Consider the following 22,287-nt stretch of genomic DNA (forward strand, 5'->3'; position numbering starts at 1 on the left):
CATCCCGTACACCCGGCTCGGCCGGACCGCGTTGCAGGTGAGCCGCCTCTGCCTGGGCACCCTGAACCTCGGCGTACGCACCACCGAGGAGGAGGCGTTCGAGCTGCTCGACGACGCGTTGGAGCGGGGCGTCAACTTCGTCGACACCGCGAACCACTACGGCTGGCAGCGGCACAACGGCTACACCGAGGAACTGCTCGGCCGCTGGTTCGCGCGCGGCGGCGGGCGGCGGGAGCGGGTGGTGCTCGGCACCAAGGTGTACCACCCGATGTCCGAACTGCCAAACGACCGAGGGCTCTCCGCCCGGAACATCATCGCCTCCTGTGAGGCGTCGCTGCGCCGAATGGGTACGGACTGGATCGACCTGTTCCAGATGCACCACGTCGACCGGGACGCCCCCTGGGACGAGGTGTGGCAGGCGATGGAGACGCTGACCCGCCAGGGCAAGATCCGCTATGTCGGCTCGTCCAACTTCGCGGGCTGGCACCTGGCCGCGGGCCAGGAGGCCGCCATCCGGCGGCAGTATCTCGGCATCGTCTCGGAGCAGTGCGTCTGGAATCTGGTGAGCCGGCACGTCGAACTGGAGCTGGTGCCGGCGGCCCAGCACTACGGCATCGGCGTGCTGGCCTGGTCACCACTGCACGGTGGACTGCTCGGCGGGGCACTGCGCAAGCAGGCCGACGGCACCGCGGTGAAGTCGGCACAGGGCCGGGCCATGGTGGCCCTGCGCACCCGGCACACGGAGATCGTTGAGTACGAACGGCTCTGCGCCGAGGCGGGCCTCGACCCTGCTGAAGTGGGCACCGCCTGGGTGCTGAGCCGCCCCGGGCTGACCGCCGCGGTGATCGGGCCGCGTACCCAGGCGCACGTGGACTCCGCGATCCGGGCGCTCAACCTCACTCTCCCCGACGACCTGCTCAAGCGCCTGGACGAACTCTTCCCTCCGATCGGCAACGGCGAACCGGCCCCGGAGGCGTGGCTCGGCGGTTGACTCCCGACCGGCGGGTGACGAAGGTGCCGGCCGGGAATCGACCCGGCGCCTACCCTGCGGCCCGGCCAGCCCGCCGGGCCGCGGCATGCTCGGCCCGGGCGGATGCGCCCACCTCGTGCAGGTGCCGCAGCGCTGCCCGGTAGGAGGCGACGAGGCCGGTCTGTTCGTACGGGACGCCGATCTCGGCGCAGTACGCCTGCACGATCGGCTGGGCCCGACGCAGGTTCGGCGTCGGCATGCCGGGGAACAGGTGGTGCTCGATCTGGTAGTTCAAACCGCCGAGCGCCGCATCGACCAGCCGGCTTCCCCGGACGTTGCGGGAGGTCAACACCTGCTTGCGGAGGAAATCCTCGGCACCGGTCGGATGCGGCATGCCCTTGTGGTTGGGTGCGAAGGTCAGGCCGAGGTAGACACCGAACAGCGCCTGGTGCAGCACCAGGAAGGCGACGGCCTGTAGCGGCGAGAGCACCAGGAAGAGCGCGGCGAGGTAGCCGACCGCGTGCAGGACCAGCAGTACGCTCTCCACCCCACGCCGCTGCACCGTGCCGGTGCGCAGCGCCTTGACGCTTGACACCTTCAGGCTGACCGCGAGCAGGGTGAGCAGCGGGAAGAAGAGGGCGGCCTGACGCCTGGTGATGAAGCCCTTCAGCCCACGACGACCGACGGCCGATTCGGCGGCCCAGACGAGCACCTCAGGGGCGACGTCCGGGTCGAGATCGTCGTGGTTGGGGTTGTTGTGGTGCCGGGTGTGCTTGTCCATCCACCAGCCGTAGCTCATCCCGACACCGAGGTTGCCGGCCAGCAGCCCGGCCACCGCACTCGGCCGGCGGGTGCGGAACACCTGGCGGTGCGCCAGATCGTGGGCCACGAGTGCGACCTGGGCGAAGGCGACGGCGAGGAACACCGCCGTGATCAGCTGCCACCACGAGGAACCGACCGCGAAGAAGACCGCCCAGCCGCCGACGAGCATGAGCGTGACGACGCTCAACCGGACGATGTAGTAGGCGGGCCGGCGGCGCATCAGTCCCGCGTGTGTGATCCGGCGGGACAGGACGGCGAAATCGCTGCCAGTCGTCGTCTGCGACCGCGTCAGTGTAGTCGTCATGCCTACAGCAGACCGTCTGCGGCCGACGCGGTCAGGAGCGCTATCCCCTCTGCCGACGGGGTGCTAACACCACCGTGCGTCGGCGGTCGGCGAGCCGGACCCGGGTCGCTCCCCGTCAGGCTGCGGCGGCCAGCGCCTCGTACTCCGCGTCGGTGAGCCGCACCTGGGCGGCGGCCACGTTCTCCTCCAGGTGGGCCACCGTCGACGTGCCGGGAATGGGCAGCATGACCGGCGAACGGCGGAGCAGCCAGGCGAGCGCGAGTTGGGCGGGCGTCGCGCCGTGCTCGGTCGAGATCTTGTCCAGCGGGCCGCCCGGCCGGGCCAACTCGCCGGTGGCGATCGGGTACCAGGGGATGAACGCGATGTCGTTGCCCTCGCAGTAGGTCAGGACGTCCTCGGCGGCGCGGTTGGCCACGTTGTAGAGGTTCTGCACCGAGGCGATCGGTGCGATCTCCCGCGCCGCCTCGATCTGCTCGACGGTGACCTCGGAGAGGCCGATGTGCCGGATCTTGCCCTCCTGCTTCAGCCGGACCAGCTCGCCGATCTGGTCGGCCAGCGGCACCTTCCGGTCGATCCGGTGCAACTGGTAGAGGTCGATGCTCTCCAGGCCGAGGTGACGCAGGCTCAGCTCGCACTGCTGGCGCAGGTACTCCGGGCGGCCCACCGGCCGCCATTCGCCCGGACCGCTGCGGGTCAGCCCGGCCTTCGTCGCGATGACCAGGTCGTCGGCGTACGGGTGCAGCGCCTCCCGGATCAGCAACTCGGAGACGAACGGACCGTACGAGTCGGCGGTGTCGATGAAGGTCACCCCGAGTTCGTACGCCCGGCGCAGCACCCGGACCGCCTCGGCCGGGTCCTTCGGGTCACCCCAGACGCCCGGCCCGGTGATCTGCATCGCCCCGTAGCCGAGTCGGTCGACGGTCAGCTCCCCGCCGATGCGGTACGTGCCGGAGTCCTTCGCGGGCTGGGTGCCGCCTGCATTCGTCATGTCTGTCGAAAACCCCACTGTCTCGATTCTCCGTCGGTGCCCAATCTATCCCCGTGGTCCGGTCGATGCCGGCCAACGAGGTACCGCGAGCGCGCGGCGGGTGAGGGGCGTCACCACCCGCCCGGCCAAAAAACTTGGCCGGCAACCGCCGCCGGGGACCCGGCGGGCAGCCGAGACGGCATACGATGCAACATGACGGGCGCCGGTCGCGCCCGGTGTTAGCGGATTGTTGTGGTGAGAGGAAGTGGATGGCGTGGCGGTACGGCAGGGCAAAGTCATTCGGTTCAACGTGGACAAAGGCTATGGATTTATCGCGGCTGAGGGCGGTGACGAGGACGTCTTCCTGCACGCGTCGGTGCTCCGGGACGTGCACCCGCACGAGTTGCGACCCGGCATGCTCCTTGAGTACGAGGCCGTCGAGGGTAACGACGGCGTCCGGGCCGTGCTGGCCCGCCCGGCAAATGGCGTGGAGATAACCTCCCGCCCGATCTCCGGTTCCGACTCGGCCGACGCGGACACCTGCGATGTCGTCGGCCGCTCGGAGTACGAACGCTTCGTGACCGACCTGCTCCTGTCGTCGTCGTCGAACCTGACCACTGGCGAGGTGCTGAAGATCCGGTCCGGTCTGGCCCGCTATGCGCTCGACCGCAAGTGGCTGGACGCCTGACGGCGACTCGCCCGACACACCATCTGGTGTTGCCCTTCGCGCATCCCGCCCATATATGGTGTCACCCGTAGCTGGTTCGACCATCAAGCCGTGGTGGTCGAGGCAAGAGGGAACCCGGTGCGAGTCCGGGACTGCCCCGCAGCGGTGAGTGGGAACGACCGCCGTCAACGAAGCACTGGACCGCATGGTCTGGGAAGCGACGGCCAGTAGGCGACTTTCGTCATGCCCACGAGTCCGAAGACCTGCCAGCACGCCGCACGCGTCGCGTGCGGCGGTCGAAGGCCGCGCGGGACGGCCGACGCCTCAGCCGGTCAGCCGTGGCATGCCGTGACTGACCGGCGGCGTCCCTCCCGCGCGCCCGTCGACCTCGGCGACAGGCGCGAGGAAGGGAAACATGACGGTGACCCAGGAGCAGGCGGGGCCAGAGCACCGCCGGCACGCGATGCGGGTTCGTAAACGCAACGGCGACACCGAGCCGGTCGATGTCAACAAGATCGTCAAGGCGGTGGAGCGCTGGGTCGCCGATCTCGACGAGGTCGACCCACTGCGGGTGGCGACGAAGACGATAAGCGGCCTGTACGACGGAGCCACCACGGCGGAGCTGGACAAGCTGTCGATTCAGACTGCGGCCGAGCTGATCGGCGAGGAGCCGCAGTACTCGAAGTTGGCGGCGCGACTGCTCGCCGCGTTCGTGGACTCCGAGGTCCGCGGGCAGCAGGTGGCGAGCTTCAGCCAGTCGATCCGGTACGCGCACGGCCTGGGCCTGATCGGGGACGCCACCGCGGCGTTCGTGGCCGCCAACTCGCGCAAGCTTGACGACGCCGTCGACCCGGACGGTGACCTGCGATTCGAGTACTTCGGTCTGCGTACCGTCGCGGACCGGTACCTGCTGCGGCATCCGCAGACCCGCCTGGTGGTGGAAACCCCGCAGTACTGGCTGCTGCGGGTCGCCTGCGGGCTGTCGCAGACGCCGGGCGAGGCGATCGGGTTCTACCGGCTGATGTCCAGCCTGGCGTACCTGCCCAGCTCGCCGACGCTGTTCAACTCCGGCACCCGGCACACCCAGATGTCCTCGTGTTTCCTGGTGGACTCGCCCCGCGACGAACTGGACTCGATCTACGAGCGGTACCACCAGGTGGCCAAGCTGTCGAAGTTCTCCGGCGGCATCGGCATCTCCTGGTCGCGGGTGCGTGGCCGCGGCGCGTTGATCAGGGGAACCAACGGCCGGTCGAACGGCATCGTGCCGTTTCTCAAGACGCTCGACGCCGGGGTGGCGGCGGTCAACCAGGGCGGTCGTCGCAAGGGCGCGGCCTGCGTCTATCTCGAACCCTGGCATCCCGACATCGAGGAGTTCCTGGAGCTGCGGGACAACACCGGTGAGGAGTCCCGGCGTACGCACAACCTGAACCTGGCCAACTGGATCCCGGACGAGTTCATGCGGCGGGTCGAGGCCGACGGCGAGTGGTCGCTTATCGACCCGTCCGACGCGCCCGAGCTGCCCGATCTGTACGGCGAGGCGTTCGACGAGGCGTACCGGGCGGCCGAGAAGCAGGCGGTCCGCACGGTCCGGGCCCGTGACCTGTACGGGCGGATGATGCGTACCCTCGCCCAGACCGGCAACGGGTGGATGACCTTCAAGGACGCGGCGAACCGGCTCTCCAACCAGACCGGCGCACCGGGCAACACCGTCCACCTGTCGAACCTCTGCACCGAGATCCTGGAGGTCAACAGCGACACCGAGACGGCGGTCTGCAACCTCGGCTCGGTGAACCTGGGCGCGCACGTCACCGCCGACGGCGTGGACTGGGCGAAGCTGCGCGCGACCGTCCGTACCGCTGTGGTCTTCCTCGACCGGGTGATCGACATCAACTACTACCCGGCCGAGCAGGCGGCGGCGTCGAACCCGCGCTGGCGTCCGGTCGGCCTCGGGCTGATGGGCCTCCAGGACGCCTTCTTCACGCTGCGCCTGCCGTTCGACTCGGCCCCGGCCCGGGAGCTGTCGACCCGGGTACAGGAGGAGATCTTCCTGACCGCCCTGGAGACCTCCGCCGGGCTCGCCGAACGGTTCGGCCCGCATCCGGCGTACCCGCAGACCCGGGCGGCAACGGGTGAGCTTCATCCGGACCTCTGGGGTGCCGAGGTCGGCCAGCCGCAGCGGTGGGCCGCGCTGCGCGAGCGGGTCGCCGCCCACGGTCTGCGGAACTCGCTGCTGGTCGCGATCGCGCCGACCGCCACCATCGCCTCGATCGCCGGCTGCTACGAGTGCATCGAGCCGCAGGTGTCCAACCTGTTCAAGCGGGAGACGATGTCCGGCGAGTTCCTCCAGATCAACACCTACCTGGTCGGTGAGCTGAAGGCGCGCGGGCTCTGGACGGGGTCGATCCGCGAGCAGATCAAGCGCGCCGAAGGATCGGTGCAGGGCATCGCCGAGCTGCCCGAGGACGTACGCGAGCTGTTCCGCACCGCGTGGGAACTACCGCAGCGGGCGCTGATCGACCTGGCCGCCGCCCGCGCACCGTACATCGACCAGTCGCAGTCGCTGAACCTGTTCCTGAGCGCGCCGACCATCGGCAAGCTCTCCTCGATGTACCTCTACGCCTGGAAGTCCGGGCTGAAGACCACCTACTACCTGCGCTCGCGTCCCGCGACCCGCATCCAGCAGGCCACCGTCGCCGTCACCCCGGCCGCCCGGCCGATCGTCGCGGTGGCCGACGACGAGGCGTTGGCCTGCTCCCTGGAAAACCCCGAAAGCTGCGAGGCGTGCCATTAACGCTTCCCCACCGCTACTGCCGGGAGATTTCTGGCTCGGACTGCGCGTTACCACTTACCCAGAGGGAGGTGATCACGTGTCTTACGTCGTCGGCACCAGCACAGTCGCGTTCTACCGTGGCGAGGATCGCCCTCGCGGCGTTCCGGTCGCGGCAGGCGGTGTGTCCGCACCTGTCGCACCGGAAAGTTCGCACACCCAACCCGAGGCGTTCCTTGGCTCTCGTTCCGCACTGCGAGCAGGTCATTGTGGTGTAGGCGGGCGGCACCAACACCACCTTCCGGCCCGCCCGCATGCCACGCTCGATCAGTTCCCGTTTGGCAGCGCCGATCGCGGCGTCCGCAACCTTCCGCGCCATGGTCGTGCGGGTCAGGAACGTTGGCTTAAAGTCCTCTACGGCGATCACGGAGTGGTTGTCCACGATTCTCTTGGCCCATTGGCGGGCGTCGTGGGTGTTCTGCCGGGCTGCCTTCTTGTGCAGTCTGGCGGCCTGCCGCCGGGCCCGCAGGTAGCCCTTCGACGGAGGGCTACCTCGCGGGCGGCGTCGGCGATTCATCGTGCGCTGCGCACGGGCCAACTCGGCGCCGCACCGTTTGCGGTAGCCGAGGTGAGGCAGGTCGTAGGTCGGGTCGGTGGTGGTCGCGGTCGTGGTGACACCCCAGTCCACGCCGATCGCCCTGTCGGCAGTCGGAGCGGTGCACGCTTCGCGTCGGACGACGAACGAGACGTACCAGTGCCCCAACGAGTCTTGGTAGACACGCACACTGGTCGGCTTGGACGGCAGTTCCCGGGACCAGACCACCGGGATCGTGATGCCACCGGCGAGACGCAGACGGTGCCCCCGGATAGCGAATCCCCGCAAGGTGTATTCAATGCTTGGCAGTGTCTTTTTGCGGGCCTTCACGGTCGGACGACCCCGTCCTTTGACCTTGTAGGAGTGCTGAAGGGCGAGCGCGTAGGTGCGCACAGCCTGCTGCTGGGCGACCACGGATCCTTCCCGCAGCCAGGGGGAACGGGCGCGTGCTTCGGTGAGCAGCTTCGACAGTTTGCCGAAGGTGGGGTTACGACCGGTTCTTTGCTGGTGGACGGCTTCGTTCCACAACCACCGGCACCGAGCCCACTCGGCCAGCAGTGCGTCCTGGGTGGTCGCGCCAGGACGCAACCTGTAGGTGTAACGCACTGTCTGATCCATAATGGATATGGTAGCGACGGCGCTTCATTACCGGTGGAATCGACACCCCCCGACTCAAAGAATTCCGCGAGGTGTCCGCCGAACGCGAGGCACCCCACCGTGGAGCGGGAAACGCTATGTCGCACGTCACGGCTATAAAGATCTAGTCTCCGAGCTCACGGCCCAGGCTGCCCACTGACTCTATGCGCCATCAGCAATCTCGTCGCCACGGCTGGCGGCGGGACCTTGGAGGTTGTCACACGCTATGTCGAAAGCCAACGCAACACCTGACCACCGTTACCTCCCCTTGGCTAAAGCCAAGGGCTTCGCGGGCGGATTCTGATGACCACCGTTTCTGAACCCAGCACCGGCCGGCGGCACCTGCTGCTCGACCCCGGCATGGACCTGACCCTGCGGCCGATGCGCTACCCGCAGTTCTTCGACCGGTTCAAGGACGCCATCAAGAACACCTGGACCGTCGAGGAGGTCGACCTGCACTCCGACCTCGCCGACCTGGCCAAGCTGTCACCGGCCGAGCAGCACCTGGTCTCCCGGCTGGTCGCCTTCTTCGCCACCGGCGACACGATCGTCGCCAACAACCTGGTGCTCAACCTCTACCAGCACATCAACTCCCCGGAGGGCCGGCTCTACCTGTCCCGGCAGCTGTTCGAGGAGGCGGTGCACGTCCAGTTCTACCTGAACCTGCTGGACACCTACGTGCCGGACGAGCGGGAACGGTCCGCCGCGTTCGCGGCGGTGGAGCACATTCCCTCGATCGCCCGCAAGGCCGAGTTCTGCTTCAAGTGGATCGACTCCATTTTCGAGCTGCGCGAGTTGACGACGCGGCAGGATCGGCGGGCGTTCCTGCTCAACCTGATCTGCTTCGCCGCCTGCATCGAGGGCCTGTTCTTCTACGGCGCGTTCGCGTACGTCTACTTCCTGCGTTCCCGGGGCGTGCTGCACGGCCTGGCCTCCGGCACCAACTGGGTGTTCCGCGACGAGTCGATGCACATGGCCTTCGCCTTCGACGTGGTCGACACCGTACGCGCCGAGGAGCCCGAGCTCTTCGACGCTGAGCTGGCACGGCAGGTCAAGGAGATGCTGGCCGAGGCGGTGGAGTGCGAGGTCCAGTTCGCCGAGGACCTGCTTGAGCAGGGCGTCTCCGGCATGTCACTGGCCGACATGCGGGAGTACCTCCAGCACGTGGCCGACCGGCGGCTGGCCGTGCTCGGCATCGAGCCGATGTACGGCTCGAAGAATCCGTTCGCCTTCATGGAGTTGCAGGACGTGCAGGAGCTGTCGAACTTCTTCGAGCGCCGCGTCTCGGCGTACCAGGTCGGCGTGACCGGCTCGGTCACCTTCGACGACGACTTCTGATCCCGGCCCAGCCCGACGCGCCGTTTCGGCGGTATGGCGGTCACCGATCCACTCGGACACCGCCGTGCCGCCGAAACGGAGTCCATCGACCGTGCCGGGCTTGACCTTGACGCAGCGTCAACCCCGCATGCTGACGCCATGTCCACCGAACTTCGAAAAAGCGAGCAGGTCCGCGGGCCGGCGATCCAGGTCCAGGACCTCACGAAGTCATACCAGAAGCTGGATGTGCTGCGCGGAGTCGACTTCGCCGTCGCCCGCGGCAGCATCTTCGCCCTGCTCGGCTCCAACGGGGCGGGCAAGACCACGGTCGTGCGAATCCTCGCCACGCTGCTCAAGCCGGACGCGGGGACGATCAGCGTCAACGGCTTCGATGTCGTCCGGCAGGCGGCGAAGGTGCGCGAGTCGATCAGCCTGACCGGCCAGTTCGCCGCCGTCGACGAGATCCTCACCGGGTGGGAGAACCTGGTGCTCGTCGCCCGGTTGCGGCAGGTGGGAAATCCCGGCCAGATCGCCGACGAACTGCTCGCCCGCTTCGCGCTGACCGAGGCGGCCGGCCGGCGGGTGTCGACGTACTCGGGCGGCATGCGCCGTCGGCTCGACATCGCGATGAGCCTGATCGGGAACCCGGCGGTGATCTTCCTCGACGAGCCGACCACCGGGCTCGATCCGCAGGCCCGGCTGGAGGTGTGGCAGGCGGTCCGGGAACTCGCCCGGCAGGGCACGACGGTGCTGCTCACCACGCAGTACCTCGACGAGGCCGAACAGCTCGCCGACCGGATCGCGATCCTGCACTCAGGGCGCATCATCGCCGACGGCACCCTCACCGAACTCAAGCAACTGCTGCCGCCGGCCAAGGTCGAGTACGTCGAGAAGCAGCCGACCCTGGAGGAGATCTTCCTCGCCATCGTTGGCGAGGAGGTCACGGCCGGCACGGTGGCCGCCGCCGGCCCCGACGGTACGAGCAACTGAGGATCCGAGATGACCAAGCACTTCTTCAGCGAAACCGTCACCCTGCTGGGCCGGTCCCTGCGCCACATCAGCCGCAGCCCGGACACCATCATCACGACCGCGATCACGCCGATCGCCATGCTGCTGCTCTTCGTCTACGTCTTCGGTGGCGCCATCCAGGCCGGGTCCGGCAGCTACGTGAACTACCTGCTGCCCGGCATCCTGCTCATCACCGTCGCCTCCGGCATCTCCTACACCGCGTACCGGCTCTTTCTGGACATGAAGGCCGGCATCTTCGAGCGGTTCCAGTCCCTGCCGATCGCCCGCTCGTCGGTGCTCTGGGCGCACGTGTTGACGTCGCTGGTGGCCAATCTGATCTCGCTCGTGGTGGTGGTGCTGGTCGCCCTCGTCATGGGCTTCCGCTCGGGGGCCGGCGTGCTGGGCTGGCTCGCGGTCGCCGGCATCATGATGCTGTTCACCCTCGCGCTGACCTGGCTCGCGGTCATCCCGGGCCTGACCGCGAACTCGGTGGAAGGCGCCAGCGCCTTCTCCTATCCGCTCATTTTCCTGCCGTTCATCAGCTCGGCCTTCGTACCCACGCAGAGCATGCCCGGCCCGGTGCGGGCCTTCGCCGAGCACCAGCCGGTCACCTCCATCGTCAACGCGATTCGCGGCTTGTTCGCCCAGCAGCAGGTCGGTGGCGACATCTGGCTTGCGCTCGCCTGGTGTACCGGGCTCCTCGTCGTCGCCTACGGCGTCGCCATGGCCGTCTACCGCCGCCGGGTCAGCTGAGAACGGGTCCGGGTAGGGCAGGCTGAAGCCATGCTGACGATCGGACGCCTGGCGTCGTACGCCGGGGTGACCATCCGCGCGGTGCGGCACTACCACCAGATCGGCCTGCTCCCGGAGCCGGAGCGCGACGCCTCCGGCTATCGGACGTACGACGCGGCCTCCGTCGTACGTCTGATCCGGATCCGGACCCTGGCCGAGGCCGGTGTCCCGCTGGCCCGGGTACGTGAGCTACTCGACGCCGACGCCGAGACGTTCGCCGCCGCGACCACCGAGATCGATCGGCAGTTGCGTACGCAGATCCGTGCGCTCCAGGAACACCGGCGGCGAATCGCGCGGCTGGGCTGCGGCGACTCCCTGGCCGTGCCGGCGGAGGTGGTCGACTACCTGGACCGCCTGCGGGCGATCGGCGTACCGGCGGTGGTCATCGAGGGCGAGCGGGACGGGTGGATCCTGGTGGCGGCGCGCTGGCCGGAAGCGATCCCGACACTGATGGCGGACAAGGTGGCCCAGCTGGGCAACCCGACGACCGTCCGGCTGTACCAGCTGATCGCTCGGATCGCGGAGAGCGGGGCGGACGACGAGTTGCTGCGCGAGACGGCCGACCTGATCTGCGAACTGAACGAGGCGGCGGCGGCCCACGGCGAACTCGAACAGCAGGACGAGATCATGCCCGACCCGGCGTTCATCGGCCTGATGGACTCGTTCGCCAGCGCCGCCCATCCCGCAGTCGCCCGGATGCGGGAACTGATCGCCGAGCGTGGCTGGACCGGGTGGACCCGGATGGCGAAGCGCGAACCGTGACACCGTGGCCCGGACCCGGCGCGGCCCGTACGATGGCCGGTGGTGTTGGTTCGTCCCATCCGCGCGGGTGGGGCGTCGTAAGAGGGAACCCGGTGCGAAACCGGGACTGCCCCGCAGCGGTGAGTGGGAACGACCGCCGTCAACGAAGCACTGGACCGCGAGGTCTGGGAAGCGACGGCCAGTAGGCGACCTGGTGTCACGCCCACGAGTCCGAAGACCTGCCAGCGCCGCGCACACCGCCGGTGTGCGCCGCCGGCGGTCCCTCGGGAGGGCCAGGGCGGAAGCCGGTACCTGACGGGTACCCGCCTTCCCCTCCCGTACCGCCGGGCACTTCGAGGGAAGGACACCCTGGTGAGTACCGCATTCGGGCAGAGCACCGTGCTCGGCTATCCGCGCATCGGCGCGAACCGTGAGCTGAAGAGGGCCGTCGAGGCGTACTGGGCCGGCACCGTCGACGCGGACGCCCTGGCGCGCACCGCCGCCCGGCTCCGCGCCGAAGTCTGGCGGACGCTGCACGACGCCCGCCTCGACGCGATCCCGTCGAACACGTTCTCCTACTACGACCAGGTGCTCGACACCGCCGTCGCGGTGGGCGCGATCCCCACCCGGTTTGCCCGGCTGGGTTTCTCCGCACTTGACACGTATTTCGCCATGGCCCGTGGCGTCGATGCCGAGCCGGCGCTGGAACTGACCAAATGGTTCGACACCAACTACCACTACCTGGTGCCGGAGATCGGCACCGACACCGTCTTCACGCCGAATCCCGCGAAGGCGCTGGGCGAGTACGCCGAGGCGCGCGAGCTGGGCATCACCACCCGACCGGTGCTCGTCGGCCCGGCCACGTTCCTGCTGCTGGCCAAGGGCGACGATCCGTTCGCCCGCCTCGACGACCTGGTCGAGACGTACGCCGAAATGCTTACCGCGCTTGCCGACGCGGGCGTGGCCTGGGTGCAGCTGGACGAGCCGGCCTACGTCGCCGACCGCAGTCCCGCCGAGATCGACGCGCTCCGCCGGGCCTACACCCGGCTCGGTCGGCTCGAACACCGGCCGCGCATCTTCGTGGCGACCTACTTCGGTGAGCTTGGCGATGCGCTGCCCGCCCTGCTGGACACCCCGGTCGAGGCGATCGGCCTCGACCTCGTCGCCGGGCCCGGCAACGTCCGACGGCTCGCCGCCGCCGGCCCGCTGGGCGGCCGGACCATCGTCGCCGGGCTGGTGGACGGCCGGAACATCTGGCGTACCGACCTGCGGGCCGCCGTGGCCGCCGGGGCGACGCTCGCCGGGCTGGCCGACCACGTCGCGGTCGCCACCTCCTGCTCGCTGCTGCACGTCCCGGTGGACCTCTCCGCCGAGACCCGCCTCGACCCGCAGCTGGCCGAGCGGCTCGCCTTCGCCAAGCAGAAGGTCGACGAGGTGGTGCTGCTCGGTCGCGCGCTGCGCGACGGCACCACCGCGCTACCCGCGCCGCTACCGGCGGCCCCGGCCGCCTGGCGTCACGACGACGTACGTGGACGCCTCGCCGCGCTGCGCCCCGGCGACCGACGGCGCGGCGACTATCCCACCCGGGCCGCCCGACAGCAGGAACGCCTGGAGCTGCCGGACCTGCCGACCACCACGATCGGGTCGTTCCCGCAGACCGCCGAGCTGCGCCAGGCCCGCGCCGCGCACCGGGCGGGCAGCCTCGACGACGCGGGCTACCGGGCCCGGATGCGTGCCGAGGTCGAACACGTCATCCGGCTCCAGGAGAAGCTGGGGTTGGATGTGCTGGTGCACGGCGAACCGGAACGCAACGACATGGTGCAGTATTTCGGGGAACAGCTGGACGGCTTCGCCGCCACCGAGCACGGCTGGGTGCAGTCCTACGGCTCCCGCTGCGTCCGCCCGCCGATCATCCACGGCGACGTGGCCCGGAAGACGCCGATGACGGTCGACTGGTCGACCTACGCGCAGTCGTTGACCAGCAAGCCGGTCAAGGGCATGCTGACCGGCCCGGTCACCATCCTGGCCTGGTCGTTCGTCCGCACCGACCAGCCGCTCGCGGCCACCGCCGACCAGGTCGCACTCGCCCTGCGTGACGAGTGCCGCGACCTGGAGGCCGCCGGGATCCGGGTCATCCAGGTCGACGAGCCGGCGCTGCGCGAGACGCTGCCGCTGCGCCGGGCCGACCAGCAGGCGTACCTGGACTGGGCGGTCGGCGCGTTCCGCCTGGCCACCAGCGGCGTAGCCGACGACACCCAGATCCACACCCACCTCTGCTACTCCGAGTTCGGCGAGGTGATCACCGCAATCGACGCGCTCGACGCGGACGTGACAAGCATCGAGGCGTCCCGCTCCAAAATGGAGGTGCTCGAAGACCTCGCCGCGATCGGCTACAGCCGGGGCGTCGGCCCCGGCGTGTGGGACATCCACTCGCCCCGGGTGCCGCCGCGTGACGAGGTGGTCGAGGCGCTACGCCGCGCCGTCGCGGCCGTGCCCGCCCGGCGGCTCTGGGTCAACCCGGACTGCGGCCTGAAGACGCGCGGCTACCCGGAGGTCGAGGCGTCGCTGCGGCACCTGGTCGCCGCCGCCGCCGAGGTACGCGGCGACTGACCGGTCCCCGGCGGGCGACGTGCTGCCCAGCTCGGTACGGGAGCGCGCCCGGTGGTTGTCGGGCGCGCTTCCGTGCAGCAGGTTCAGGGCCTGGTCGCTCGGATGAAGTTGGTCCAGGCGGTGAGGGAGAAGGTGAGGGCGGGACCGGTCGGGTCCTTGCTGTCGCGTACGGCGACGAGGCCGGGCAGGTTGTCGGCGACCTCGACACACGCGCCGTTGTTGTCGCCGCTGCGGGTGCTCTTGCGCCACCGGGCGCCGGTCAGCTCAGCCATGGTAGACCTCTCCAATGATCTTGCTGATCAGTTGCTTGGATTGTCCCTCATCAAGGGCCAACCCATCGAGGCTGGACCAGACTCTTTCGTAGGCTGCAATCTCGGTCGGTCGGTCGAGGTAGAGAGCCCCCGTCAACGACTCGCAGTACACGACCGAGGGCTCCGGGACCGCACGGGTGTGCAGCGGGAAGTCGAGCATCATGAAGGTGCCGGCGAGTGTTCCGTAGTGGGCCCCGGCTGCCAGCGGCAGCACGCGAATGGAGACGTTGGGCAACTCGGCGATCTCCAGGAGATTGTTGAGCTGTTCGGCCATCGTCGCTCGTCCGCCGATGGTGCGAAGTAGCACCGCCTCGGACAGGACGGAGTGGAGGACCGGTGCCTTCGGCAACCTGCGCGTCAACAGAGCTTTGCGTTGCCGCCGGACCGCAAGCACCTGCTCGAACTCGTCCTCGTCCATGTCGCGGCGATTCTGGTAGACCCCCCGGGTGTAGGCCGGCACCTGAAAGATGCCCGGTATCAACGACTCGTCGTAGCCGCGAAGCTTGCAGGCGGCGGATTCCAGGCCGACGTACATTTCGAACCAGTCCGGGATGGCCAGGCCGTACGAGTGCCACCAGCCCTTGGCCTTGGTCTCGTTGGCCAGGGCGATGAGCGCGCCGGTCAGCTCGGGCGTTACGGCGTACAGCTCACACATGGCCCGGACGTCGATGGCGCGGGTCGGGCCGAGGCCGCTCTCGATGCGCCACAGCCTCTGCCGGCTGAACTGCATCGCCTCGGCCACCGCGTCGAGTGTCATGCGCGCCTCGGTGCGCAGGTCGCGCAGCGCCCGCCCAAGCTGTCTCCTGGGGACTGTCGATCCCATGTCATCGGCCATCCGCCACCCCTCTCCGTGTTGCGTTTTGTTACATCACGACGCGAGCGGTGAAACGCGCGACCGTTGCTCACTGACCAATTCCTCCGGGCAGTGATCGCGCAATGTCAATTACGCTTCCGACCATACAAGAAACCCCCGACAGATTCCATTAGCGATGATTTCCCTCAGGATTGGCGGAGTAATTCGGTTACGAGACTCCGCAAGCACCGCTCGGCCCCGAGTGGACCTCCGCCCTCCGTCCGCGAACGCTTGTTCTCGCATAGTGGAATGCGGTCATTGAGATCTTGGATTTTTCCGTTCAGCGCTAACGGGAAACGTCCAAGATTTGGCGCCCGGCCAGGTTGTGTGGCGTTGGCAGTGCTGCGAATCCCGGGCTGCTGTCCGATGGCGTCGAGGGCTGTGACCGACGCGAGTTGCGGGATGTCGCGGCATCCAGGGTTGGTTGACGGCGCGAGTTGCGGCATCTCGCGGTGCTGTCGGCGGGATAGCCGCCGTGACGAGGCACGACCGGGACACGCGCCGGCCAGAATCAGCGTTGTGATCGATTCGATCATGCTGCTAGCCTTCGCTGGCGCCCTCGACCGGACGAAGGAGGTGGGAACCGTGGCCACGATTACTGTCATGTGCTCCCACCCGACCATGAGGGCGTCGAGGATCTGACCGGGAGCACATCGCTACCCGGAAGGAACCCGTGACCGACCTGGTCATCCGCCCGCTCACCGTGGGCGAGGAAGATCTCTTCGAAGCCCTGCCCGATCCCGGCCTGGTCGGGTTCGCCGCGTTCGGCGACACGTACGCCGACATGGCCGCAGCCGGCGAGTACCGCCCGGAGTGGACCTGGGTCGCCATGCGCGACGGCGTCGTGGTGGCCCGTGCCGCCTGGTGGGCCGGTCCCGAGGACGACAAGCCGTTGGCCCTGGACTGGTTCGACTTCACCGACCAGGACGCCGCGGTGCAGTTGCTGCGTACGGCGCCGCTGCACGCCGAGTACTCCCTGCTGCTGCCCACCGGCTGGCGCGAGGACCCGGCGGTGCGGCAGCAGGCCGAGTCTCGGATCGACGCGGCCAAGAGCGCCGGACTGTCACCGCTTGTCGAGCGCTACCGATACCGATGGACCCGCGAGTGCGGGGTGCCGCAACGTCCGGGCCGCCTCGAATTCCGGCCCGAGCCCGATGACGCAGCGATCTTCGACATCTTCCGTCGGATCCATCGGGGCAGTCTCGACGCCCACGCGCGCCGTACCGTCGCCACGTCCGGGCTGGACGCGGCGGCTCAGGAGGCACTGGACGACCTGCGCTGGAAGCCGAGCCCACGCGACTGGTGGCGGGTGGCCTACACCCGGGCGGGGGAGCTGGTCGGCCTCAGCGTCCCCGGCCGCAACTACGGTGACCCGGTCATCGGGTACATCGGAGTCGTGCCCGAGCATCGCGGCCATGGATACGCCTACGACCTGCTCGTCGAAGCCACCCACCTGCTCGCCGAGGAGGGCGCGGAGCGCATCGTGGCCGCCACCGACCAGCACAACTTTCCGATGGTCGCCGCGTTCGCCAGAGCCGGCTACCCGATCGTTCAGGAACGCATCGATCTGATCTGACCGGTACGCGTTACGCAGTCAGGACGCAGAACTCGTTGCCGTCCGGGTCGGCCATCGTCACCCGGCCAGCCTCGCCCCGGTCGGTGTCGATCCGGGTCGCGCCGAGGGCCAGCAGGCGGTCGATCTCCGCCTGCTGGTCGCCGTCGGCCGGGGGAGCGAGGTCGAAGTGCAGGCGGTTGCGGCCCTTCCTCGGCAATAGCGGTGGGCCGCCCCAGGTGATCTTCGGGCCACCGTGCGGCGAGCGGATCGCGGTCTCCTGGTCCTGGTCCCAGACCAGCGGCCAGCCGAGTGCCGCGCTCCAGAAGTAGCCGACCTGCTGCGAGCCGTCGCAGGCCAGCGCGCCGACGAACCCACACTCGGCGAGGAAGTTGTTGCCGGGCTCGATGACGCAGAACTCGTTGCCCTCGGGGTCGGCGAGCACCACGTGCGGGTCGTCGGGGCGCTGTCCGACGTCGACGTGCCGCGCGCCGAGCGCCACCGCCCTGGCCACCGTCTGCCGCTGGTCGGCCAGGGAGGCGCTGGTCAGGTCGAAGTGCATCGGATTCTGGCCGATCTTGGGCTGCTGGTTCGCCAGGAAACGGAGCCGGAAGCCGGTGTCGTCGGCGGGCAGGAGCGCAACCCCGTCGTGTGGGTCGTCCGCCACCTCCCAGCCGAGCAGCTCCGACCAGAAGTACGCGAGCCGCGACGGCTGTTGCGCCTCGACGCAGACCGCGAACAAGTCACACGTCATCCCGTTGTTCATCTCCGACCCAACCACCGGCCACCGCCGACCGGCCGCCCCTTGGCCGGAAGCCTAGGGACGAGACGCGACCCGCGCAGCCGAGTATCCGGCTGGCCGCTCTGAGTGGCGCAGACGCGGCCCGCCGGTGGCGGTCACCCCCTCGGTGACCGCCACCGGCGGCGTTCCTACAGGTTCGCGCAGTATCCGATGCTGAAGGTGCTGGCACCCGGCGCCAGGGTCTTGTTCCAGTCCACGCCCCTGATCCGGTAGCTACCGTCGCCGAGGCGTTCCCGCCTGAAGTTCCACGCGTCGTAGATGTCGCCCTCGATGTCCACGACGGCGCTCCACTCGACGGGCTTGTCGCCGGGGTTGGTGGCGGTGATGGTCGAGCAGTAGCCACCGCCGCTGTCGGAGTTCCACCGGGCGATACGGGTCTGCGTGACGGTCACGTTCGAGCCGGCGACCAGCCGGCCCACGCCCCAGCGGGCGGTGCTCTGGTAGCCAACGCCCTCCTGCTCGGCCCAGTTGCGGATCGAGGCACGGGCACCGTTCGCCGCGTCGTTGACCTGGAAGTCCAGGCCGTGGAAGGTGTCCAGGCCACCGTATTCGAGCAGGCTGATCGCCGCCTCGACGGTGTAACCCGTCGCGGTGCGTACGGCCGCGCTCTCCAGCCGACCCGCCTGGAACGCCTCGTCGCCGGTGCCGAAGGACACCACGTTGTCGGCGTTGATCCGGATCTGCGTGTCGTCGTAGCGGTAGCTGCCGTTCTTGGCGTTGCCCGCGTCGACGTAGATCTCGACCGAGTCCTGGGTCCACGGGTCGGAACCGGAGACGTCCACCACCGGGTCGGTCACCTCGGCCAGCACGTAGAGCGTCTGACCCCGCCAGAGGGTACGCACCTGTGCGGTCGCGCCGTCGGTGCCGGAGACCTGCTTGCCCGTGGTCACCGCGCCCGCCTGGGCCCAGACCGGGTCCACCGTGCCGTCGATCACCGGCGCGGTGGCGGTCTGCCGCACCTCCAGGTACGACAGCTCCTCCACAAGCGTCAGGGTGCCCACCGCGCCCGGGGTGTTCCAGCCGGCCGTGGTGTCGTTGTCGCGGACCTGGACATCCAGCGTGAGCGTGTCACCCTGGGCCGCCCCGGTCAGCGGCAGGTGGGCCACCAGGTGGTAGCCGCCGTCCCGCTTGGCCGCCACGGCCGGCACGTCACCGCTGCCCTTGCGGGAGACGTGGTACGTCTCGCCGCCAAGCACGAAGCTGACCCGGTCGTCGGCGGAGGGCGTGGTGTCGTCGACGGTGACGTACGCGGTCAGCTGCCCCGGCGCCCAGCGCAGCTGGAACCGCGCCTTGTCCTCCACCGGGAGCAGCGGCAGCTTGCGCCAGGTCAGGTCCGTCGGGGCAGCCGCGTTCAGCGGCACGTCACCGGCGAAGACGTGTGCGGTCCGCAGCCGGGCGGGCAGTTCGCCGTCCACCGCACCGTGATAGGCGGGCTTGGCGCGCAGGTTGTCGTCGAAGAGCAGCGGCGCGCCGTTGCCCGAGCGCCACGAGCGCCCGTCGGTGAGACCCCAGACCGTGACGGCGAACAGGTCGTCGGCGTACGCCCGGAAGATCCGGAAGGCGTCCCGGTAGTAGTAGCCCTGGTCGATCAGTTTCGCCTGGGTGACCGGGGTGCCGGTGGTGACGTCGAGCTCGGTGACCGCCTGGGTGACCGGCAGGTCGGCGAACGCCTCCAGTGCGGCTTCCAGGGCGCTGACCGGAGTGGCCAGCGAGACGTGGAACTGGTGACCCACCCCGTCGACCGGTACGCCCCGGGCGAGCAGTCGCTGCACCAGTGCCAGGTAGCGGGCCTGCTTGCCGCTCTGCTCGGTGTTGTAGTCGTTGATGAACAGGGTGACCGGACGATCGCTGCCCTCGGCCGCGTGCACGTCGTTGAACGCCTCGTCGGCGTAGGTGAACGTCAGGTCGATGAAGCTCTCGCCGAGGATCCGGTACCACTCGCTGCGGCGCAGGCCGTCGGCGTACTCGCCGCTGTCGCTCACCACCTCGTTTATGGCGTCGAACGCGTACAGCGGGTTGGTGGGGGAGCCGAACTTGCCGTACCGCTCGGCCAGCGAGGAGGCGACGGCGAAGATGTGCGTACGCAGCCGCTCGCGCAGCAGCTGCTGGTGGGCCGCCGACGTGGTGAGCGGCTGCCCGGCGGCGTCGGTGAAGAACCAGTCCGGGGTCTGGCTGTGCCAGGTCAGCACGTGGCCGTAGACGCCCAGGTCGTTGTCGCGGGCGAAGTCCATCATGGTCAGCGCCTGGTCGTGCGGGCGGAAGTTGCCCTCGGCGTCGTACCACGCCTCGGGCTTCATGTGGTTTTCCGGCGTGATCTGGTTGAAGTGCCGGGTCAGCAACTCGGCGGCCCCGCCGACGGTCTCCCGGCTGTCGATCGCCACGCCGACCGGGAAGTCGGTGGTCTCGTACAGGCTGGGAAGGTCCTCGATGACCGGCGGCTCGGGCACCCGTACGACGATGTCGTCGACGAGGAAGTCGCTGGTGTTGCCGGTCACGTCCGCGCCCTGCCAGCGGGTTTCGAAGTAGAGCTGCGCGCTGTCCGCGGCCGGCATGGTGAAGCGGGCGGTCACCTCCGTCCATCCGGAGTTGGTGATCGTCTCGAACTGGGCGAGGGTGCTGAACGACTGGCTGTCGCCGGTGGTGCTGGCCAGGCTGAGCCAGATCTGGTCGGTCGGCTGGCCCTCGGCGAACCGCAGCCAGGCACTGAACTCGTAGGTCACGCCCGCCTCGAACAGCCCGGTCACGTCGCGGCCGACGCCGGCGCCCTGGTTGACCCGGTCGGTGACCAGCGCTGCGGCGGCACCGTCGTGCGCGATGTCGCTCAGGGCGACGCTCGGCGCGCCCGGGCCGCTGTCGCGCGGGCCCCAGCCGTCCAGCCCGTCCTCGAAGTCGGTGTCGATGACGACGGTGCCCGGCTCCGGCCCGCCTCCGCTGCCGTCCGGCGCGGTGATCAGGACGTCGTCGAGGAGGAACGGCGTCTCGCCCTCCGCCTCGACGTAGAGGGTGGCGGCGCTGAGCCCGGTGGGCAACGTGTAGTCGCCGCCGATCCGTACCCAGCCGTCGGCGGTGGTGGGGACGTTGTCGCCGATCCAGGTGTAGGTGTTGTCGCCGCCGTCGGCCGGGGTCGCCTCGACGGTGAAGTGCACCCCGGCGGTGCCCTCGGTGCCGGCTGGCAGCTTCACCCAGGCGTTGACCGTGTACGGGACACCAGGCTCGAAGAGGGCGGTCGCGCTCGTCGCCGGGCCCTGCCAGTTGGCGGTGCGGCCGGTGACCGAGAGGCTGCTGGCGCTCTCGTGGCCCTCCTCGGCGATGGCCAGGGTGACGTCACCGCGCGGTCCCCACGGCGCGTACGAGCCGGACTCGAAGTCGTTGGCGAGGACGACCTCCGCAGCGGCGGCCGGGGCGGGTGCGACGGCGACGGCCGCGACGAGCGCGGCCGAACAGAGAACGGCGAAATTTCGCGATCGGTGTCGTGATCGACGGGACAGGTTCCAGAGGCGCATCAGTGGTCCCTTTATGCAAATTGGACGGTGATGGGGGTGTGCCTGGCAGGGCCTTCCTGGTCGGATCCAAGCGCGTGCATGCTATGTCGGCCTGATCGTCAAGGCCAGAACTTCCGGAAGTTTTCGGAAAACAGCGCACCGAGTATGGCCGCTCGGTACGGCGGATCGTGGCGTGACGGCGGTTGACTGGGTGAGAGTGGCCTGGGCCAGCCGGCGACCGTGCTGATGCTGCGCTGAACCGCTGCCGGTGCGGCCGACGCCCGGCTGGCCGTCGCCAGCCCGCGACCTGGGAGGGTACGCGGGCGCGGCGGAGTGGGATCATGGGCCGATGTTGCATTCGTTTCACCTCGCACTGCTTCCGCCGGCCGTGACCTTGCGCACCCTGCGTCGCGGGCCTCGGGCGGCTGGGCTGCGGCACGCCGAATGTTTCCCGCTCATGCGACTCGGCTCCCCGGTGCTGTCGGTGGAACGGATGCAGCTTCGACGCCTTGCGATGTTCGCCGAATGGGAGGACGAATCGGCGTTGGAGCGGTTCCTCGCAACCGACGATCTGGGGCGGCGGCTCGATGCCGGATGGCATGTGCGATTGCAGTACCTGCGGCGTTACGGCGAGGTGGCCGCGCTCGCCGGCCTGCCGGTGCAGGCGGGCCGGTCGGATCCGGCGGAGCCGATCGTGGCCGTCACCCTCGCCCGGCTCAAGCTCTTCGAACTACCCCGGTTCCTGAAATGGGGGCGGCCGGTCGAACGCCTGGTCGCCAGCCACCCGGGCGCCACCTTCGCCACGGCGGCGATGCGCCCGCCGCACACCTTCTCCACCTTCACGATCTGGCGCAGCGTCCGCGAGATGACCGACATGGTCCACGGCCGCAGCGCCGTCCCACAGGCCCATACGCACAACGTCGCCATGGCTGAACAGCATCGCCGGGACTTCCACCACGAATCGGCCTTCATGCGGTTTCGCCCGTTGGCCGAACACGGCACCTGGGAGGGGCGCACCCTGCTCCCCTGAGCGACCCTCGTCCTGCGCCCGGGCGAACCCGTCGAGGCGCAGGACGAGGGCGGCTCAGCAG

At 69.1% G+C, this 22,287-nt stretch carries 17 protein-coding genes and 2 riboswitches; of the genes, 10 read left to right on the top strand and 7 right to left on the bottom strand.

The window, feature by feature from the left end; translation table 11 throughout:
- The first annotated feature begins 1 nt into the window (after position 1).
- Positions 2 to 991 (top strand): aldo/keto reductase, encoded by a 990-nt coding sequence (locus tag QQG74_RS14065; RefSeq protein ID WP_341721233.1) that lies wholly within the window; start codon positions 2 to 4, stop codon positions 989 to 991.
- A 49-nt stretch (positions 992 to 1,040) separates the two neighbouring features.
- Here QQG74_RS14065 and QQG74_RS14070 read toward each other — a convergent pair whose 3' ends face one another.
- Positions 1,041 to 2,096: an acyl-CoA desaturase gene (locus QQG74_RS14070; protein ID WP_341720724.1), complete on the bottom strand. Its 1,056-nt coding sequence runs from the start codon at positions 2,094 to 2,096 to the stop codon at positions 1,041 to 1,043.
- Between the two features lie 115 nt (positions 2,097 to 2,211).
- A complete protein-coding gene (locus tag QQG74_RS14075) occupies positions 2,212 to 3,084 on the bottom strand; it encodes an aldo/keto reductase (protein ID WP_341720725.1) in 873 nt (290 codons plus the stop codon).
- A 253-nt stretch (positions 3,085 to 3,337) separates the two neighbouring features.
- Between QQG74_RS14075 and QQG74_RS14080 the strand changes: the two genes are divergently transcribed.
- Together QQG74_RS14080 and QQG74_RS14085 are read left to right on the top strand one after the other, a co-directional pair.
- The gene (locus QQG74_RS14080; RefSeq protein ID WP_341720726.1) at positions 3,338 to 3,751 is read left to right on the top strand and encodes a cold shock domain-containing protein; all 414 of its coding nucleotides are present in this window, start codon (positions 3,338 to 3,340) and stop codon (positions 3,749 to 3,751) included.
- Positions 3,752 to 3,806: 55 nt separating this feature from the next.
- Positions 3,807 to 4,016: riboswitch (cobalamin riboswitch) on the top strand.
- Positions 4,017 to 4,145: 129 nt separating this feature from the next.
- Positions 4,146 to 6,521, top strand: coding sequence for a ribonucleoside-diphosphate reductase subunit alpha (locus QQG74_RS14085; protein ID WP_341720727.1), 2,376 nt, complete (start codon positions 4,146 to 4,148; stop codon positions 6,519 to 6,521).
- Positions 6,522 to 6,534: 13 nt separating this feature from the next.
- Here QQG74_RS14085 and QQG74_RS14090 read toward each other — a convergent pair whose 3' ends face one another.
- On the bottom strand, positions 6,535 to 7,710 hold the full coding sequence (locus QQG74_RS14090; RefSeq protein WP_341720728.1) for a transposase: 1,176 nt from the start codon (positions 7,708 to 7,710) through the stop codon (positions 6,535 to 6,537).
- 321 nt (positions 7,711 to 8,031) lie between these two features.
- On the opposite strand from QQG74_RS14090, the gene QQG74_RS14095 reads away from it, so the two are divergent.
- The 5 genes from QQG74_RS14095 to metE all read left to right on the top strand — a co-directional run bounded on the left by QQG74_RS14095 (position 8,032) and on the right by metE (position 14,196).
- Entirely contained in the window at positions 8,032 to 9,066 is a 1,035-nt protein-coding gene (locus QQG74_RS14095) for a ribonucleotide-diphosphate reductase subunit beta (protein ID WP_341720729.1), read from the top strand.
- 138 nt (positions 9,067 to 9,204) lie between these two features.
- Entirely contained in the window at positions 9,205 to 10,035 is an 831-nt protein-coding gene (locus QQG74_RS14100; protein ID WP_341720730.1) for an ATP-binding cassette domain-containing protein, read from the top strand.
- A 9-nt stretch (positions 10,036 to 10,044) separates the two neighbouring features.
- Positions 10,045 to 10,806, top strand: coding sequence for an ABC transporter permease (locus QQG74_RS14105; protein ID WP_341720731.1), 762 nt, complete (start codon positions 10,045 to 10,047; stop codon positions 10,804 to 10,806).
- A 30-nt stretch (positions 10,807 to 10,836) separates the two neighbouring features.
- The gene (locus tag QQG74_RS14110) at positions 10,837 to 11,607 is read left to right on the top strand and encodes a MerR family transcriptional regulator (protein WP_341720732.1); all 771 of its coding nucleotides are present in this window, start codon (positions 10,837 to 10,839) and stop codon (positions 11,605 to 11,607) included.
- A 29-nt stretch (positions 11,608 to 11,636) separates the two neighbouring features.
- Positions 11,637 to 11,848: riboswitch (cobalamin riboswitch) on the top strand.
- A 110-nt stretch (positions 11,849 to 11,958) separates the two neighbouring features.
- Complete coding sequence (gene metE / locus QQG74_RS14115; protein WP_341720733.1) at positions 11,959 to 14,196, top strand: 5-methyltetrahydropteroyltriglutamate--homocysteine S-methyltransferase; 2,238 nt, start codon at positions 11,959 to 11,961, stop codon at positions 14,194 to 14,196.
- Positions 14,197 to 14,279: 83 nt separating this feature from the next.
- On the opposite strand, the gene QQG74_RS14120 is transcribed toward metE, so the two are convergent.
- Together QQG74_RS14120 and QQG74_RS14125 are read right to left on the bottom strand one after the other, a co-directional pair.
- Positions 14,280 to 14,468 carry a DUF397 domain-containing protein gene (locus QQG74_RS14120; RefSeq protein ID WP_341720734.1) on the bottom strand — a complete coding sequence of 63 codons (189 nt, stop codon included), beginning with the start codon at positions 14,466 to 14,468 and terminating at the stop codon, positions 14,280 to 14,282.
- The gene (locus tag QQG74_RS14125) at positions 14,461 to 15,342 is read right to left on the bottom strand and encodes a helix-turn-helix transcriptional regulator (protein WP_341720735.1); all 882 of its coding nucleotides are present in this window, start codon (positions 15,340 to 15,342) and stop codon (positions 14,461 to 14,463) included. The genes QQG74_RS14120 and QQG74_RS14125 overlap by 8 nt, the downstream gene beginning before the upstream one ends.
- A gap of 691 nt (positions 15,343 to 16,033) precedes the next feature.
- Between QQG74_RS14125 and QQG74_RS14130 the strand changes: the two genes are divergently transcribed.
- Positions 16,034 to 16,936, top strand: a complete 903-nt coding sequence (locus tag QQG74_RS14130) for a GNAT family N-acetyltransferase (protein ID WP_341720736.1) — start codon at positions 16,034 to 16,036, stop codon at positions 16,934 to 16,936.
- A 10-nt stretch (positions 16,937 to 16,946) separates the two neighbouring features.
- On the opposite strand, the gene QQG74_RS14135 is transcribed toward QQG74_RS14130, so the two are convergent.
- Together QQG74_RS14135 and QQG74_RS14140 are read right to left on the bottom strand one after the other, a co-directional pair.
- Entirely contained in the window at positions 16,947 to 17,666 is a 720-nt protein-coding gene (locus QQG74_RS14135) for a VOC family protein (RefSeq protein ID WP_341720737.1), read from the bottom strand.
- Positions 17,667 to 17,842: 176 nt separating this feature from the next.
- Complete coding sequence (locus QQG74_RS14140; protein ID WP_341720738.1) at positions 17,843 to 21,217, bottom strand: endo-1,4-beta-xylanase; 3,375 nt, start codon at positions 21,215 to 21,217, stop codon at positions 17,843 to 17,845.
- Between the two features lie 328 nt (positions 21,218 to 21,545).
- Between QQG74_RS14140 and QQG74_RS14145 the strand changes: the two genes are divergently transcribed.
- Entirely contained in the window at positions 21,546 to 22,226 is a 681-nt protein-coding gene (locus QQG74_RS14145) for a hypothetical protein (protein ID WP_341720739.1), read from the top strand.
- Positions 22,227 to 22,287 lie beyond the last annotated feature (61 nt).

This window comes from Micromonospora sp. FIMYZ51 (assembly GCF_038246755.1).
Taxonomy (GTDB): Bacteria; Actinomycetota; Actinomycetes; order Mycobacteriales; family Micromonosporaceae; genus Micromonospora.

Coding starts and splice junctions, on each gene's coding strand:
- QQG74_RS14140 (WP_341720738.1), bottom strand. CDS start 21,217: ATGCGCCTCTGGAACCTGTCCCGTCGATCACGACACCGATCGCGAAAT.
- QQG74_RS14125 (WP_341720735.1), bottom strand. CDS start 15,342: ATGGCCGATGACATGGGATCGACAGTCCCCAGGAGACAGCTTGGGCGG.
- QQG74_RS14100 (WP_341720730.1), top strand. CDS start 9,205: ATGTCCACCGAACTTCGAAAAAGCGAGCAGGTCCGCGGGCCGGCGATC.
- QQG74_RS14135 (WP_341720737.1), bottom strand. CDS start 17,666: ATGACGTGTGACTTGTTCGCGGTCTGCGTCGAGGCGCAACAGCCGTCG.
- QQG74_RS14095 (WP_341720729.1), top strand. CDS start 8,032: ATGACCACCGTTTCTGAACCCAGCACCGGCCGGCGGCACCTGCTGCTC.
- QQG74_RS14085 (WP_341720727.1), top strand. CDS start 4,146: ATGACGGTGACCCAGGAGCAGGCGGGGCCAGAGCACCGCCGGCACGCG.
- QQG74_RS14070 (WP_341720724.1), bottom strand. CDS start 2,096: ATGACGACTACACTGACGCGGTCGCAGACGACGACTGGCAGCGATTTC.
- QQG74_RS14105 (WP_341720731.1), top strand. CDS start 10,045: ATGACCAAGCACTTCTTCAGCGAAACCGTCACCCTGCTGGGCCGGTCC.
- QQG74_RS14120 (WP_341720734.1), bottom strand. CDS start 14,468: ATGGCTGAGCTGACCGGCGCCCGGTGGCGCAAGAGCACCCGCAGCGGC.
- QQG74_RS14075 (WP_341720725.1), bottom strand. CDS start 3,084: ATGACGAATGCAGGCGGCACCCAGCCCGCGAAGGACTCCGGCACGTAC.
- QQG74_RS14090 (WP_341720728.1), bottom strand. CDS start 7,710: ATGGATCAGACAGTGCGTTACACCTACAGGTTGCGTCCTGGCGCGACC.
- QQG74_RS14110 (WP_341720732.1), top strand. CDS start 10,837: ATGCTGACGATCGGACGCCTGGCGTCGTACGCCGGGGTGACCATCCGC.
- QQG74_RS14145 (WP_341720739.1), top strand. CDS start 21,546: ATGTTGCATTCGTTTCACCTCGCACTGCTTCCGCCGGCCGTGACCTTG.